Origin of the sequence: Thalassospira sp. UBA1131 (assembly GCF_002311515.1) — a bacterium.
Classification (GTDB): domain Bacteria; phylum Pseudomonadota; class Alphaproteobacteria; order Rhodospirillales; family Thalassospiraceae; genus Thalassospira.
The window spans coordinates 106,171-120,758 of sequence record NZ_DCAO01000065.1; the positions used below are offsets into that span (position 1 = coordinate 106,171).

At 53.1% G+C, this 14,588-nt stretch carries 14 protein-coding genes; 8 read left to right on the forward strand and 6 right to left on the reverse strand.

The window, feature by feature from the left end; translation table 11 throughout:
• Positions 1–209: 209 nt before the first annotated feature.
• From B3Z49_RS10365 to mntR, 5 genes are all read right to left on the reverse strand, one after another.
• A complete protein-coding gene (locus B3Z49_RS10365) occupies positions 210–701 on the reverse strand; it encodes an acyltransferase (RefSeq protein WP_296990591.1) in 492 nt (163 codons plus the stop codon).
• A complete protein-coding gene (locus tag B3Z49_RS10370; RefSeq protein WP_296990593.1) occupies positions 698–1,102 on the reverse strand; it encodes a sugar 3,4-ketoisomerase in 405 nt (134 codons plus the stop codon). Before B3Z49_RS10370 ends, B3Z49_RS10365 begins: the two co-directional genes overlap by 4 nt.
• Positions 1,099–1,971, reverse strand: coding sequence for a glucose-1-phosphate thymidylyltransferase RfbA (rfbA, locus tag B3Z49_RS10375; protein WP_296990595.1), 873 nt, complete (start codon positions 1,969–1,971; stop codon positions 1,099–1,101). Before rfbA ends, B3Z49_RS10370 begins: the two co-directional genes overlap by 4 nt.
• Positions 1,972–2,001: 30 nt before the next feature.
• A complete protein-coding gene (gene rfbB, locus B3Z49_RS10380) occupies positions 2,002–3,072 on the reverse strand; it encodes a dTDP-glucose 4,6-dehydratase (RefSeq protein WP_296990596.1) in 1,071 nt (356 codons plus the stop codon).
• Between the two features lie 1,767 nt (positions 3,073–4,839).
• Positions 4,840–5,274 carry a manganese-binding transcriptional regulator MntR gene (gene mntR, locus B3Z49_RS10385; protein ID WP_296990598.1) on the reverse strand — a complete coding sequence of 145 codons (435 nt, stop codon included), beginning with the start codon at positions 5,272–5,274 and terminating at the stop codon, positions 4,840–4,842.
• A gap of 141 nt (positions 5,275–5,415) precedes the next feature.
• Between mntR and B3Z49_RS10390 the strand changes: the two genes are divergently transcribed.
• The 4 genes from B3Z49_RS10390 to B3Z49_RS10405 are packed head-to-tail and all read left to right on the forward strand — an operon-like array spanning position 5,416 to position 9,428.
• A complete protein-coding gene (locus B3Z49_RS10390) occupies positions 5,416–6,390 on the forward strand; it encodes a metal ABC transporter solute-binding protein, Zn/Mn family (protein WP_296990600.1) in 975 nt (324 codons plus the stop codon).
• Positions 6,391–6,445: 55 nt separating this feature from the next.
• Positions 6,446–7,246, forward strand: coding sequence for a metal ABC transporter ATP-binding protein (locus B3Z49_RS10395; RefSeq protein WP_120224292.1), 801 nt, complete (start codon positions 6,446–6,448; stop codon positions 7,244–7,246).
• A 5-nt stretch (positions 7,247–7,251) separates the two neighbouring features.
• Entirely contained in the window at positions 7,252–8,481 is a 1,230-nt protein-coding gene (locus tag B3Z49_RS10400) for a metal ABC transporter permease (RefSeq protein ID WP_296990602.1), read from the forward strand.
• The gene (locus B3Z49_RS10405; protein ID WP_296990604.1) at positions 8,478–9,428 is read left to right on the forward strand and encodes a metal ABC transporter permease; all 951 of its coding nucleotides are present in this window, start codon (positions 8,478–8,480) and stop codon (positions 9,426–9,428) included. The genes B3Z49_RS10400 and B3Z49_RS10405 overlap by 4 nt, the downstream gene beginning before the upstream one ends.
• Positions 9,429–9,481: 53 nt before the next feature.
• On the opposite strand, the gene B3Z49_RS10410 is transcribed toward B3Z49_RS10405, so the two are convergent.
• On the reverse strand, positions 9,482–10,549 hold the full coding sequence (locus B3Z49_RS10410) for a siderophore-interacting protein (protein ID WP_296990606.1): 1,068 nt from the start codon (positions 10,547–10,549) through the stop codon (positions 9,482–9,484).
• A gap of 182 nt (positions 10,550–10,731) precedes the next feature.
• Here B3Z49_RS10410 and B3Z49_RS10415 point away from each other — a divergent pair, with 182 nt between their 5' ends.
• From B3Z49_RS10415 to B3Z49_RS10430, 4 genes are all read left to right on the forward strand, one after another.
• Positions 10,732–11,583, forward strand: a complete 852-nt coding sequence (locus tag B3Z49_RS10415) for a GNAT family N-acetyltransferase (protein ID WP_296990608.1) — start codon at positions 10,732–10,734, stop codon at positions 11,581–11,583.
• Between the two features lie 423 nt (positions 11,584–12,006).
• Positions 12,007–12,846 carry a motility protein A gene (locus tag B3Z49_RS10420; protein WP_287446297.1) on the forward strand — a complete coding sequence of 280 codons (840 nt, stop codon included), beginning with the start codon at positions 12,007–12,009 and terminating at the stop codon, positions 12,844–12,846.
• A gap of 44 nt (positions 12,847–12,890) precedes the next feature.
• Positions 12,891–13,826, forward strand: coding sequence for an OmpA family protein (locus B3Z49_RS10425; protein ID WP_287446296.1), 936 nt, complete (start codon positions 12,891–12,893; stop codon positions 13,824–13,826).
• 61 nt (positions 13,827–13,887) lie between these two features.
• Positions 13,888–14,588 (forward strand): response regulator (locus B3Z49_RS10430; RefSeq protein ID WP_296990611.1); only part of this gene is annotated, 701 nt, incomplete at its 3' end.

Below are 14,588 nucleotides of genomic sequence, written 5' to 3' on the forward strand. Positions count from 1 at the left end.
CATCAAAGTGCAACCGTTAAAAACCCAACTTTTAAAATCCGAAAACATAAACCATGCAGGCAACTTATAAGCCATACAGAAAATTTTATTTCGTCTAATATCCAATCACCTCAACAAAAATAAGCATTCTGAATATAATAGATCCGAAATAATCTACATCACATCCAACCTAAATTTCGAATAATGAAGTTATATTAAATCCAAATATACTAATTATTCCTGCATGTCCGAATACAGACTTTTTTTTCGTAGCGTAAAATTTTTGCAGGATTACCAGCAACAACGGCGTGTGCGGGTACGTCCTTGGTGACTACAGAACCTGCGCCTACCATAGCGTGCTCACCAACGGTGATGCCGGGCAGCAGGGTTGCGTTGGCGCCCAAACTGGCGTTGCGTTTAATGGTGATGCCTGAAAACTGTTCAAGGTATTCTTTGGAGCGAGGATAAGGATCATTGGTAAAGGTTACATTGGGACCAATGAATACATCATCCTCAATGCGCGTGCCGTCCCACAACTGCACACCCGATTTCAATGTCACTCGGTCGCCAATAACAACATCACCTTCGATCAGGGTCTGGGCACAGATGTTACACTCCTTACCAATTAAGGCACCTTTCAAGATCACAACAAACTGCCAAACTCGTGTACCTTCACCAATGGATGAGCTGGCAACATCTGCCAGCGGATGAATAAAGCTCATGTACCCACCAACCTGAGGAAGTCGTCATAATTACGAATATAGTCCGCTTCATCATAGCGCTCGCTGGCCAGCACCAGCAACACACAATCGGGAGTAAAATCGTGCATTTCCCTCCAAACCAAATCTTCGATCAGCACACCTTTCGTTGGTGAATCAAGCAATACTTCTTCTTTGTCTCGGCCATTATCCAGTAACATGCGGCAACTGCCAGTCACACACACCGCTACCTGTTTTAGTACCTTATGCGCATGAAATCCACGAGCAACACCCGCCTTGGTGGCAAATATGTAATACACACGCTTGATGTCAAAAGGGACTGTTTTGTTCACTTCAAGGGAAACCAGTGATCCGCGATCATCACCCAATGGCGGGAAGTCTATCAGCGTCACCATATCGCTCATCGGTATTCACCCACCAAACGAAGCAGGTACTCACCGTAGCCATTTTTACTCAATGCTTGCCCCTCCTCTTTTAACTTTTCCTTGCTTAACCAACCATTATTGAAGGCAATCTCTTCGAGACACGCGACTTTCAAGCCTTGGCGATGCTCAATAGTCTGCACAAAACTACTCGCTTCCAACAAGCTTTCGTGAGTACCAGTATCCAACCAGGCGAAACCACGGCCTAGTAGTTCTACGTTCAGATCACCACGCTCAAGGTAGACCTGGTTTACGCTAGTGATTTCCAACTCGCCACGGCGCGAGGGTTTCACTTGCTTCGCGATTTCGACCACGTCGTTGTCGTAGAAATAAAGACCCGTCACGGCATAATTGGACTTGGGCTGCTCGGGCTTCTCTTCAATTGAGATCGCTTTGTTGTTCTCATCGAAGGCAACCACACCGAAGCGTTCCGGGTCTTTCACTTGGTAGCCAAAAACGGTGGCACCAGAAAGGCGGACAGCCGCCTGCTTCAACTTGGGCGAAAACCCCTGACCGTAGAAGATGTTGTCACCCAACACCAAGCATACGTTGTCTTCACCGATGAAGTCTTCACCGATAATAAACGCCTGCGCCAACCCATCAGGCCTGGGCTGTTCAGCGTAGCTGAGCTGGATGCCGAAGTTGCTGCCATCACGCAGCAGCTTTTCAAAACTTGGCAGGTCTTCGGGGGTGGAGATGATCAGGATGTCACGTATCCCGGCCAGCATCAGCACCGAAAGCGAGTAATAGATCATTGGTTTGTCGTAGATGGGCAACAGCTGCTTGGAAACAACCTTGGTGATAGGATACAAACGCGTGCCTGAGCCACCGGCGAGGATAATGCCTTTCATGTTCTATCCTTGTAACTGAAGATGTCGCAATCAGAGCTGCCCAAGGCGCTCACGCTGGTAGGTGCCATCCTTTACACGGTGGCACCATTCCAAGTTGTCTAGATACCACTGTACAGTTTTGCGAATACCAGAGTCGAAAGTTTCTGCCGGCTGCCAACCAAGTTCGCGATGGATCTTGCTTGCATCGATAGCGTAGCGGCGGTCATGGCCGGGGCGATCTTGGACGTTGTTGATCAGGTCACGGTAGCGGGTTCTAGCCGGAGCCATTTCCTGCAGAATATCGCAGATAGTGTGAACCACTTCGATGTTCTGCTTTTCGATATGACCTCCGATGTTGTATGTTTCGCCTACTTTTCCCTCGGTAACGACCTTGTACAGCGCCCGAGCATGGTCCTCCACATAGAGCCAGTCGCGGATCTGGTCACCTTTGCCGTAGACCGGCAGCGGCTTGCCTTCCAATGCGTTGAGGATAGTCAACGGCACCAGCTTCTCCGGGAAGTGGTACGGCCCGTAATTGTTGGAGCAGTTGGTCACCAGTGCCGGGAAGCCATAAGTTCGCATCCAAGCACGTACCAGATGATCTGAGCTGGCTTTACTGGCAGAGTACGGACTACTTGGGGCGTAAGCAGTGGATTCGCTGAACAGGTACTTGGCAGCATCGTCTACTTCTGCCGGATGCGGCAGATCACCGTAGACTTCGTCTGTGCTGATATGATGAAAGCGGAACGTCTGCTTGCGTTCGTCGTCCAACCCGCTCCAAAAGCTGCGAACCACTTCCAGCAAGGCGTAAGTGCCAACGATATTAGTTTCTATAAAAGCAGCTGGATCATAGATGGAACGATCTACGTGGCTCTCTGCGGCCAAGTGCATGAGGGCGTCCGGCCGATGTTCGGCAAATACTCGTTCCAACTGGGCGCGGCTGCAGATATCCACCTGCTCGAAGGCGTAACGATCAGAGTTATCCACTTCACGCAGGTTTTCCAGATTTCCCGCATAGGTCAGCTTGTCGACATTAACGACGCTATCCTGAGTGTTCTGGATAATGTGACGGATAACTGCCGAGCCGATAAACCCGGCACCACCGGTAACAAGAATTTTCACATTTTACCTTTTAATCTTAAAATTGACGTTAGGCTATATCTAACCTTGAATTTAGAGTCCTATACCTTATCAAAAAACAGGATTGTAATTAATATTATAAGGTTCGACTGACCTTAATTTAACAACAGAAATACCGTAACTCATTGATTGATAATTTGACATCACCTAACTCTTAATCCAACTATGCTCTCTAGCTGTGAACTTCGTCAGCTCCAAGTTTAAACTACTCTATTTCTTTCTCAAGCGACTCACACTCGTCGATCTTGCACTTCAAGAAGCGCTAAAGTGATTTTTGCCTTTTTTGAAGGTACGAGTACTCAGCTGCAGCCCACTTCACGCCCTAATTTAGCGAAGTTGTTTAACTTCGCAATGCGCTTTATGAACGAGTGCTTTTAAGCAATATTTCACGCTGCCCTGACTGAAATTGCGCTTTTCTCGGAAGGCTTTAGCTATGATTTTTTTTGATTGGAGGCATTTTTCTTTCAGGTTCGATACCGCGCGATTTTGAAAAACCGCACAATAATTATTCAATTCATGCTCCGAGCACAATACCGCATAAAGCTCTTAAACTCACCTACCTTATCCACTCTAGTGGAGTTATTTTCTCCGCCTATCCCTTTTAGTCTCTGTAGTGCATTAATATTTTTCACCCTCCAGTTCACCTAGTTATTTGACGCCTTGACCATGCCAAGCCACTTGGCCGCGACATTGACGAAATCGCAAGCGCTGCGCGGCTATCCACTAGGGATGACATAGTCCCCGGTTCGTCCAACTGAACATAAGCCAGTGCATCTAGAAACAACTTCTCACATACCCCCATCTGGCTCTCGGCTTCAGGGTTTCTGAGACGCAGACACTCCTGCAAATGCACGGGTAATTTTCCAGATTACGAAGTCCTCGCCTCGCATAGGAGTTTCATTGGGCTAATACGAAATACATCATAGGCTTCGAAATAGTCGACGGCACTCAAGTAGGTGTATAGTTCTTCAACCGCGTAAAGACTGCTGGATAGAATGAGAGAAGGGTGCGGGAACAACCGAACGATATGGTACGTGGATTTAAGTTGAGCTGGCCGCATGAGCTATACCCGCAATTCAGCCGTCACTTGCATCAGCTTAGGTCAGGTCTGCGACAGCGCTCCAACCACCTACATCTGATCTCACACCCTGCAATGGCATAATGAAAATATTTTAATAATATTCCACTGCAAAGCAATCGATGAATTCTGGCCTTCAGACTGCAAATAACACTTAGTGAAAATAAATAAAATTTCCACCCACTTTTTGATTTCTTGACGGAATCATAGATTACTTAAATAATATCCGGCTCATACTTTTGCAAGAAACTGACTAATGCGACCGCCTGTACAAGATCAAGCAAATGCATTCAAATACCCCGTAGCAGTCGCCAGAAGCTGGATAGTTTAGTGCGGCCTCTTTATCGGTTTTTTTTAACAAAATAATTTGCCGGCCTGGCTGCATCGTTCGATTCGGTCACTTGAATATTACCTTAACCGGTGTCTAGATGTACAATTTATAGTAGAAAAAGTAGCTACGTTAGAAACCCATCCTATGGGTTACCAGTCATTGAAAATGGCAGACTACAAAGGAACAAATTAGCTAGCCCCGCGTAGAACAAACACTCCTTTTACTCCCTTCTAGGGAGATCAATTTTGCATTGTCTCGCGCAAAAATGAAAACACGATACCGGATAGAGAAAAGCTCTTAGAAGACATTTTTCATCAGAGGGCCAATTAGTACTCAATCACTAAGCCTTCTTTAGAACTGCCTGTTCAAAAACCTTCAACGTCTCCTCGCTCACATGATGCTCGATCCCCTCTGCATCGAACTCTGCAACCTCGGGATCGACCCCAATCGAGACGAGGAAGTTATAGACGATCTGGTGGCGTTCGCGACATTTTTTGGCAAGCGTTTCGCCTTTTTCTGTCAGGAAGATCGAGCGGTAAGGGCGTGAGGTGACGTAGCCGTCGCGCTCCAGGCGCTTGATGGTGTTATTCACCGTGGCAGCCGTTACGCCAAAGCGTTCTGCCAGGGCGACAGAGCGCGCCTCCCCCTCTTCGGCGATCAGGTCGCCGATCATTTCGACGTAGTCTTCGGTCACTTCGCGGGCGTGTGCATCGCGGAGGCGCGCAAAAACTTCGGCCTTGTTGTGACGCGGGTTAAGCTGGGTGTCGTCGCCCATTGAACTCTCCAATCCAGACTCCTGAAACCTTCATAACAAGTAAGTTGGCAAATAGCAATTTAGCCTTGACTAACTTTAAAAGTCCGCACATAAATAGGGGACATTTACCAGAGTAATTCCAATTAGCTTTCGGATGCCCTGATGCCACTTTTCCCCACTGCCCAACCTTTTGCTCGTTACCTTGCCGCACTTGCCATTGCGCTGTTTGTTGGCGCGGGTGTTGCCCACGCGAAGCCGCTGAATGTGGTTGCGACCACATCGATGATTGCCGATGCCGCGCGTCAGGTCGCTGGTGATCGGGCGGAGGTCACAGCACTCATGGGCCCGGGTGTGGATCCGCATTCCTATCGCCAGACGCGAAGCGATATTGCCGCGCTGGCGCGTGCCGATCTGGTTTTGTGGCATGGCCTTTATCTTGAGGCGCAGCTTGAAGAGTTCTTCCTCGATCTTGGCAAACGCCGCAACGTGGTTGCCGTTGGCGAAGCTGTGGCGCGCGAGAAGCTTCTGAGCCATGCCGACTATGAAGGCCGGTTTGATCCGCATGTCTGGATGGATCCGAAACTTTGGGAAACCGTGGTTTATGCCGTGCGCGATGCCCTGATTGCGACCGATCCCGATGGCGAGGCAACCTACAACGCCAATGCCGATGCCCATGTGGCCGAGATCGAAAAACTGGTCGACTATATGACGTCCGTCACAGCCACCGTGCCGCAGCAAAGCCGCGTGCTGTTGACTGCCCATGACGCGTTTAGCTATTTCGGGCGTGGCTATGATTTCGATGTGCTGGGCATTCAGGGCATCTCAACAGAGTCTGAGGCGGGCCTGCGGCGAGTAGAGGAACTGGTCGACACCATTGTTGAGCGCAAGATCTCAGCCGTCTTTGTCGAAAGCTCCGTCCCGGAACGCAATGTGCGTGCCCTGATCGAGGGAGCTTCTGCCCGTGGCCAGGACGTTACGATTGGTGGTACGCTGTATTCCGATGCGATGGGTGAACCGGGCACCTATGAAGGCACCTATATCGGCATGATCGATCACAATGCGACATTGATCACCCGTGCCCTTGGCGGCGATGCCCCCGAAGGCGGCTTTCAGAGCAAGCTTGCGGCCGGATCATAACCCCGTCACATATTAATCCAGATGGCATGAAGCAAAACGAAGCAGGGCAAACACCATGAGCAGCGCCAAACTGGTTGCAGAATCAGGCAAGATACTGGACGTCGCATCCAAGGACGCACCGCTGACCGTGCGCGGGCTGACGGTGTCCTATGGCAATAAGCCGGCTGTTTTTTCCGTTGATGCATCGATCCCGGCGGGCTCCATGACAGCGATCATTGGCCCGAACGGTGCCGGCAAATCTACCTTCCTCAAAGGTGCACTTGGCGTGGTGCCGCGCCTTTCGGGCGAAGTGCGCATTTTTGGCAAGCTGTTTGAAGATGCCCGTGACCGGGTAGCCTATGTGCCGCAACGCGCCAGTGTAGATTGGGACTTCCCGGCGCGTGTGATTGATGTTGTCCTGATGGGGCTTTATGGATCGGTCGGGCTGTTTCGCCTGTGGCGCGCGCGCCATCGGGAACAGGCAATGGACTGCCTCAAACGGGTTGGCATGGCCGATTTCGCCGACCGCCAGATCGGACAGCTTTCCGGCGGCCAGCAGCAACGTGTTTTTCTGGCACGTGCCCTAGCACAGAATGCCGAGTTCTATTTGCTCGACGAGCCGTTTGCCGGCGTCGATGCCGCGACCGAACGCGCGATTGTTTCGGTGCTGAAGGAACTTAAATCCGAAGGCCGCACAGTGGTTTGCGTGCATCATGATCTTTCGACCGTGGCCGAGTATTTTGACCGGGTTCTTCTGATCAATGTCCGGCGCATTGCCGAAGGCCCGGTCGAGACGACCTTTACCGCCGAGAACCTTCAGGAAACCTATGGCGGGCGGCTTGCCGCCACCCATATCGATGAATTGCATCTGGCATAACGCACATGGGATTTGGTGATTATTTCATAAGCGCCCTTTTCCTGCAGGCCGGTTACAACAGCGCGCTTGTTGCAATCGGTGCCGGGTTGCTCGGCCTTTCGGCCGGCAGTGCCGGTGCGTTTATCTTCCTGCGCAAACGGGCCCTTGTTTCCGATGCGATCAGTCATGCCACCCTGCCCGGTGTCGGGCTTGCATTCATTATCATGGTGGCGTTTGGCAGTGACGGGCGCTGGTTACCTGGGCTTATTCTGGGATCGGCGATTTCATCGGCCATCGGGCTTTTGATGGTCGAATGGATCACACGCAAAACACGCCTGACCGAAGATGCCGCCATCGGTGCCGTGCTGTCGGTATTTTTCGGCTTTGGCATCGTTCTGTTGACCGTAATCCAGACCATGTCATCGGGCCGTCAGGCCGGGCTTGAAAACTTCCTGCTGGGTTCCACCGCAGGCATGCTGATTTCAGAAGCCACCACCATCGCCGTTGCCGGGGCCATGGCGGCAGGCTTTGTTTTCCTGCTTCGCCGTCCGATGACGCTGGTGGCGTTTGATCCGGAATATGCCGCAACCACTGGCGTTAATGTCCGCAATATCGACCTGGCCATGATGGGGCTTGCCCTGATTGTCACGGTGATCGGGCTTAAGATCGTCGGGCTGATCCTGATTGTCGCGCTTTTGATCATTCCGCCGGTAGCAGCGCGGTTCTGGACCAATCAGGTCGGCAGGATGATCGGGATTGCCGCCGTCATTGGCGGTCTTTCGGGCTATGTCGGGGCGGTATTATCGGCCGCTCACGCAGCACTTCCGACTGGTCCGATCATTGTTCTGGTGGCCTTTGGGTTCTTTATGATCTCTGCCCTGTTTTCACCGTTACGTGGCGGGCTGGCATCGGCGTTGCGGCATCAGCGTTTTCAGCGCCGGGTGCATCGCCGGCAAGGCTTGCTGTCGCTTGCGCGCCGTGAACCGATTTATGACGGGCTGACCATTCGTATCCTGCGCCGTGCCGGAATGATCCGCGCAGACGGGGTTGCCACCGCGCGCGGTCGAATTGCAGCAGAGAAAGCCGCCCATGACGAAGCCCGCTGGGCAATGGCGCGCCGGATGCTGCCCGATGATTCCGCCATTGAACGCTATGATGGGCTGACCCCGATTGAACGGATGATGACCCCCGACCAGATCGCCGAGATTGATCGCATGATCCAGAGCGCACAAACCACCCAGGGAGCAAAGGCATGATCGATGATCTGATCACTGCCCTTGGCGCGGAGTTTGTCCAGCTGAGCCTTACACCGATTGTGATTGGCACGCTGGCCGCCATTGCCTGTGCGCTTCCGGGTAATTTCCTGTTGCTGCGCCGTCAGGCCCTGATTGGTGATGCGATCAGTCACGTTGTCCTGCCCGGTATTGTTGCGGCCTTTCTGGTGACCGGTACCATCACCGCCGTTCCGATGATGCTGGGCGCAGGGGCGGCCGCAATCATTGCCGTGGCGATGATCGAAATCGTCAAACGCCTCGGGCGGGTTGAACCGGGCGCGGCGATGGGGCTGGTTTTCACAACCCTGTTTGCCGCTGGTGTTTTGTTCCTTGAAATCACCGACACCAGTTCGGTGCATATCGATGTGCAGCACGCGTTGCTGGGCAATCTGGAAAGCCTGATCTGGTTTGATGCTGAAGGCTGGGGATCGCTTTTGGATCCGGCTGCCCTTGCCACCCTGCCACCGCAATTGCCACGTCTGGCGGTTGTTCTGGTCGGCATTGGGCTGTTTATTTTCCTGTTCTGGAAAGAATTGAAAATCTCGACCTTTGATGCCGCCTTTGCCGGGGCGATTGGTATTCGCACCCGTGTCCTTGGCTTTGCGCTGGTGGTGGCAACGGCCGTTGCCGCCGTTGCAGCCTTTGATGCGGTCGGGTCGATTATCGTGATTGCAATGTTTGTCTGCCCGCCAGCGAGTGCGCGCCTGATGACCAATCAGTTGGCCCGCCAAGTCGGCTGGTCGGTCGTGTTTGCCACCATCTCGGCCATTCTAGGCTATGTCTTGGCGGGATATGGTCCGGGTTGGTTCGGATCGCCTTATGCGGTCAGTGCCGCGGGCATGATCGCCACGGTTTCAGGCGTCATCCTTATTCTGACCTGCCTGTTTGGCCCGCAACGCAAACGCGTTGGCCAGCAGGCTGAAGCCTGACAGTTTCCGAACACGCAGCTGCCTTCAACAGATATTCGCGGTGACGCCGGGATTTAGCGCCCGGTCTTGCGCCAGAATGTCATCGCAACACAGCGATCACGATCAAGGCCACATTCCTTGCGCCAATAAGTGTGGATCGGTTTGTAATCGGCCTGCTCCACCCCGGCCCAGCAATAGACGCGATCATGCGCATCGGGAATTTCCACGGATCGAACAGCATCCTGAATCAGGCTGCGCTCGACAGGGTGTTGATCGTCGCGAAACAGCCATTGAACTTGTATCTGACTGTTGGTGGGCACCGCGATAACGTCTGATCTGTTTGCGACTTCAATAATCGCGTGGCCGGTTACATGGCCTGGCATTTCGGCCAGATAACGGCCAATCGCCGGCAAGGCGGTTTCATCGCCGGCCAACAGAACCCAGTCGGCCTCGGGCAATGCCGTTCCCAAGGGGCCGGTCATCGCCACGACATCCCCGGGACTTGCATGCATGGCAAAGGCCGAGCCGGGACCATTATCGCCATGCATGACAAAGTCGACGTCGATCCAGCCGGCCTTGGCATTGATTGCCCGGATGGTATAGACGCGCTGTTCGATGGTGTTTTCACCACTTGGCCAGACGGGCATGCCGTTATCGGCAAGGGTCGGCCATTGCGGGTTTTTCTGACCACGCGGCGGGATCAGAAGCCGGACATGGATGCTGCCCGTGTCATAGGCATCAAGATCGTCGGCATGAAGGCGCAAGCGTCGCATATGCGGTGAAAGGTCGGAGATCTCGCCCACTTTCAGCTCGCAGAAATTGGGCAGTTTGCCGTTGCTTTTGCCAGCCCCCGTCCAGCGGCAGTCAAGATCAGCACCGGGTGCAGCCCCCTGCAGGATCGAAATAATCGCCGACTTCATTTGGATAACATCGACCTCGGTCTTCGCACCGACTTCGACCTCAAGAGCGGTTTCCGTGCTGCTGAGCTGAATATGGCCGATGGAAACCGATATCCGCGTTTGATCCCCATCCCCTGTGACATCGCAATCATGTTCACGATAGAACGCGGCGGCCTGTTTGATCAGGGTCGCACTGTCTGGAAGTGCGATGCGCGTTTTGGCCGTCAGAAGCGATGTGGACATGGGGCTCTCGGATAAAGGGGCGGACAAGATGTGTTTGTCTGTAATAATAACAATGATAGGCATTCTCAATAAAAATTATCATTGATTTTGGCGGTGCGTGATAGATGTTTGGCACATGCGTTTGCCCTGTCAGTGGCGGCAAGCGCGACCTTGATCTGTTTATTGGAAGTCTGAACAAAGCGATGCCTGACAAAATCCGCCGTCTGAAATCATTCGAGTTTCCCCTTGCCGTTGATTGGGCTGCCAAAGAGGGCTGGAACCCCGGCCTTGCCGATGCAGAGGTATTTTTCAACACCGACCCGGACGGGTTCTGGGGCGCGTTTGACAAACAGGGACTGGCGGCGGTGATTTCAGCAGTCCAGTACAGCTCGGACTTTGGCTTTGTCGGATTTTACATCTGCCGCCCGGATCGTCGCGGATCGGGTCTTGGCTATCGCCTGTGGCAGGCGGTGCTTGAAGGCAGCGTTCCTAAAACCATCGGTCTTGATGGCGTTGTTGATCAGCAGGACAATTACCGCAAATCAGGTTTTGAATTTGCCCATCGCAACATTCGGTATGGCGGTGTGGTCACGGCCAGTGGTGAAACACCAGATGATCTGTTCACACTTGCGGTCGATGACATTGCCATTGTCGATGCGTTCGAGCAGACCTGTAACCTGTTCGCGGAAAGCCGGATTGAGTTCCTGCGTGGCTGGATTGGCAACGACAAACACACGGCCCTTGCCCTTAAGGGCCCGATGGGGCTTCGCGCATATGGCGTGATCCGCCCGTGCCTTGAAGGCCACAAGATCGGACCGCTATTTGCCCCCGATGCCAAGGATGCCAAAACCCTGTTTGGCGCCCTTTTGCAAAGCCGGGATGATCAGGGTGGCAAGGTCTATCTGGATGTCCCCGAACCCAATCAGGCAGCAATTGATCTGGCGACGGCGCATGGCATGGTGCCAGAGTTCGAGACGGCACGCATGCATAAGGGGCCGGTACCGAAGCTTGATCTTGGTATGACTTTCGGTATTTCGTCGTTCGAACTGGGCTAGTTTAAGCCAGATTTTTCGACAAGTTTGACCGGTAAGCCCTTGCAAACATCAGAAAATGTCAGAATTCCGGTCCTGTTTGGGACTGTTTGCTTGGTGTAAAACCAAAGAGCCCCGCCACAGGAATAGAATTTTCTTATTCTTAGGGCGGGGTTGAGTGCTTTTCAAAAGTCTGGCAACAAACATTTAACGCCATAAGTATATGCCTTTCTAAACCAAGGCAGTAACTTCATCACTAAACGGCGATGATTATCGGCGGCATTTGGTCATTGTCGGCAAGAAGTTGCTGCAAGCATATGGAAAACCAGTAACACAGTCCCAATTTCAGGAGTGTAGTCCGCGTTTCATTTCCATCTGGCAGCCTTTCAAGCAGACGATTTTCATCTGTGTGTCTGTCAGACCACTGATTAGTGTACGACCCGCCACGTGTCGCCTGCCCCGCTTGGTACCGATGCGTTTGACGAACTTGTTTTAAGGCCGGATTTTAAAACCGACATGGATATAGCGACACTTATTGGAATTATCGCCGGGATGGGCGTTATTTTTGGCGCCATCTTGATGGGTGGCAGCCTTGATTCCTTTGTCGACCTTCCATCCGTCATGGTGGTGTTTGGCGGAACAGCAGCCGCCACCCTGATCAAATTCCCGATGCGTGATGTCGTAAAGTCGCTCAAGATCGGCATCGGCATTGCGTTCAAAAACCCCAAGGAAGACCCGCTTTCGATCTATGAAAAGGCGATTGAGCTTGCCGGCATCGTGCGCAAGAACGGCCTTCTGGGACTTGAAAGTGTTGAAGTCGAAAATGAAATCATGGCGCGCGGTATCCGCATGTGTGTGGATGGTCACAGCGGCGAGGTAATCCGCAGCTCGATCTCAAGCGAGGTGGAAAAATCCATCCAGAATGACGAGCTTGGCGAACTGATGTTCCGCGGTATCGGTGACACCGCACCGGCATTCGGCATGATCGGGACACTGGTTGGTCTGGTGCAGATGCTGGCCAACCTCTCAGACCCGGATGCCATCGGACCGGCCATGGCAATTGCCATGCTGACCACGTTCTATGGTGCTGTTCTGGCAAACCTGATCGCGCTTCCGGTTGCCGACAAACTGGCGCTTAAGGTTGATCGTTTGAAAAACACCAAACAGCTGATCATTGAATCGGTGGTGCAGATCCAGGCCAGCCAGAGCCCGATGGTGATGAAGGAAATCCTCGGTCCCTATCTTCCGGGTGGCATTCCGGCCGATCCTGAAGACGGTGGTGCATGATCATGATGGCAGCGCGCATTCAGGCAGCAGACTGGGCATAGGCGATGGCAAAGAAACCAGCAGCAGGCGCACCGGCTTGGATGGCGACATTCGCCGATCTGATGTCGTTGCTGCTTGTCCTGTTTGTGCTGTTGCTGACTTTCGCCGAGATGGACGTCATCCGCTACAAACAGATTGCCGGTTCGGTCAAGGCGGCCTTTGGTTTTTCCCAACAAGATCAGCTTGCAGGCGTGATCGAGCTTGATGGCTCGATCGTTGGCAAATCCCTTAAGGCACCAACACCCGATACCCCGCGTGTGGTGTCGGAAATCCCGCGGGCCGAGACCCCCGAGGTTGAAAGCAACGAAACCGACAGCAAGGAAGAAAAGGCCGAGGCGCTTGAAGAAACGCTTGGCAAGGTTCTCGATAACATGGGCCTTCAGGATCAGGTCGGGCTGGAGCGTATTGACGGCGAGGTTGTCATGCGCTTTCCCAACGAACTGGCCTTTCCGTCCGGCTCATCGGGCATGACAGATGAATTTGCTGCCATCCTGAACCGCGTTGCCCCGGTAATCAACCAGACGGCTGGCGAAATTTTTGTCGCCGGTCATACCGATAACGTTCCTGTTTCGGCGTCGTCTCCCTATATATCGAACTGGGACCTGTCGGCGGCACGTGCGACATCGGTTCTGCACTTTCTGATCGATCAGAACGGCACAGACCCGAGCCGCATGGTCATTCAGGGATATGGCGACAGTCGACCACTGGCGACCAACGATACCCCCGAGGGGCGGGCAACCAATCGTCGGGTCGAAATCACCATTGAAATGGTCGAGACAAATTTCGACGCCAACGGCGCATCAGAAGGCGGCGAATTCAGAGCCCCGTCAAACGGTGGAGAAGACTTTGATGAGGGGGCAAATCCGGGAACCGGGGATGCCACCAGAAATCCACACTCTGAAGCACGGCGTACTTTCAGCATTCCGTCAGACAGCCCCTGACAGAAATCTGCCAACGGGACCCGATCCAAAAAACGCGTGAGCAAAGGGAACACCGCCCATCATGGCGAGCCATGCCAACAAGAAAAAGACAATCCTGTATGCGGATTACAGCGAACGGAACATCAGTGCCGCGCGGACAGCCGTTGAGCATTTTGGCTTTGGCAAATTCGTTGAGTGTGACGACCGCGAACGCACGCTCGAACTGATTGCAGAGCTTAAACCGGATCTGGTTCTGATTGGTCTTTATCTTGATGGCATCCGCGGTATTTCGACAATTCGCGCCATTCGTGACGCCGCCACGAGTGGAAATCCCCATGGCGGTATCGTCCCGATCCTGCTTGGCGCGCCAAAGCTTGATCGCCGCGGCATGCGCGATGCGGTCGACGCAGGGATCGAAGGCGTTTTTCGCCAGCCGATTGATCCAGAACGCCTGACCAAGATCATTGAGACGGTCCTGAAAAAACCGCGCCGCTTCGTGCTGGAAGAAAACTATTTTGGCCCGGCAAGGCCACAGGACCTTGCCAAAATGGCGGCTTCAAGTGCCGTCAGTCCGAGCGCAAAGCCAAAAAATCCACCAACAACAGTCCCCGAAAACACCGAGACTTCCGAAACACCGGAAAACGATGGTGCCGGACCGAAAACGCAAACAAAGCTCGCCAAACCGTCGCCTGCCATTGGCATGACGACAAATCTGGACATCGCCGATAGCCGACCACGCCTGAACGGTGCCGGTCAGACATTTGGTGATGGCGAGCTTGTTGG

What these genes read in the sequence shown, in the direction of transcription:
- B3Z49_RS10425 (WP_287446296.1), top strand. Translation starts at nt 12,891, where the DNA reads ATGGCAAAGAAACCAGCAGCAGGCGCACCGGCTTGGATGGCGACATTC.
- B3Z49_RS10395 (WP_120224292.1), top strand. Translation starts at nt 6,446, where the DNA reads ATGAGCAGCGCCAAACTGGTTGCAGAATCAGGCAAGATACTGGACGTC.
- B3Z49_RS10365 (WP_296990591.1), bottom strand. Translation starts at nt 701, where the DNA reads ATGAGCTTTATTCATCCGCTGGCAGATGTTGCCAGCTCATCCATTGGT.
- B3Z49_RS10400 (WP_296990602.1), top strand. Translation starts at nt 7,252, where the DNA reads ATGGGATTTGGTGATTATTTCATAAGCGCCCTTTTCCTGCAGGCCGGT.
- B3Z49_RS10370 (WP_296990593.1), bottom strand. Translation starts at nt 1,102, where the DNA reads ATGAGCGATATGGTGACGCTGATAGACTTCCCGCCATTGGGTGATGAT.
- B3Z49_RS10415 (WP_296990608.1), top strand. Translation starts at nt 10,732, where the DNA reads ATGCCTGACAAAATCCGCCGTCTGAAATCATTCGAGTTTCCCCTTGCC.
- B3Z49_RS10390 (WP_296990600.1), top strand. Translation starts at nt 5,416, where the DNA reads ATGCCACTTTTCCCCACTGCCCAACCTTTTGCTCGTTACCTTGCCGCA.
- mntR (WP_296990598.1), bottom strand. Translation starts at nt 5,274, where the DNA reads ATGGGCGACGACACCCAGCTTAACCCGCGTCACAACAAGGCCGAAGTT.
- B3Z49_RS10405 (WP_296990604.1), top strand. Translation starts at nt 8,478, where the DNA reads ATGATCGATGATCTGATCACTGCCCTTGGCGCGGAGTTTGTCCAGCTG.
- rfbA (WP_296990595.1), bottom strand. Translation starts at nt 1,971, where the DNA reads ATGAAAGGCATTATCCTCGCCGGTGGCTCAGGCACGCGTTTGTATCCT.
- B3Z49_RS10410 (WP_296990606.1), bottom strand. Translation starts at nt 10,549, where the DNA reads ATGTCCACATCGCTTCTGACGGCCAAAACGCGCATCGCACTTCCAGAC.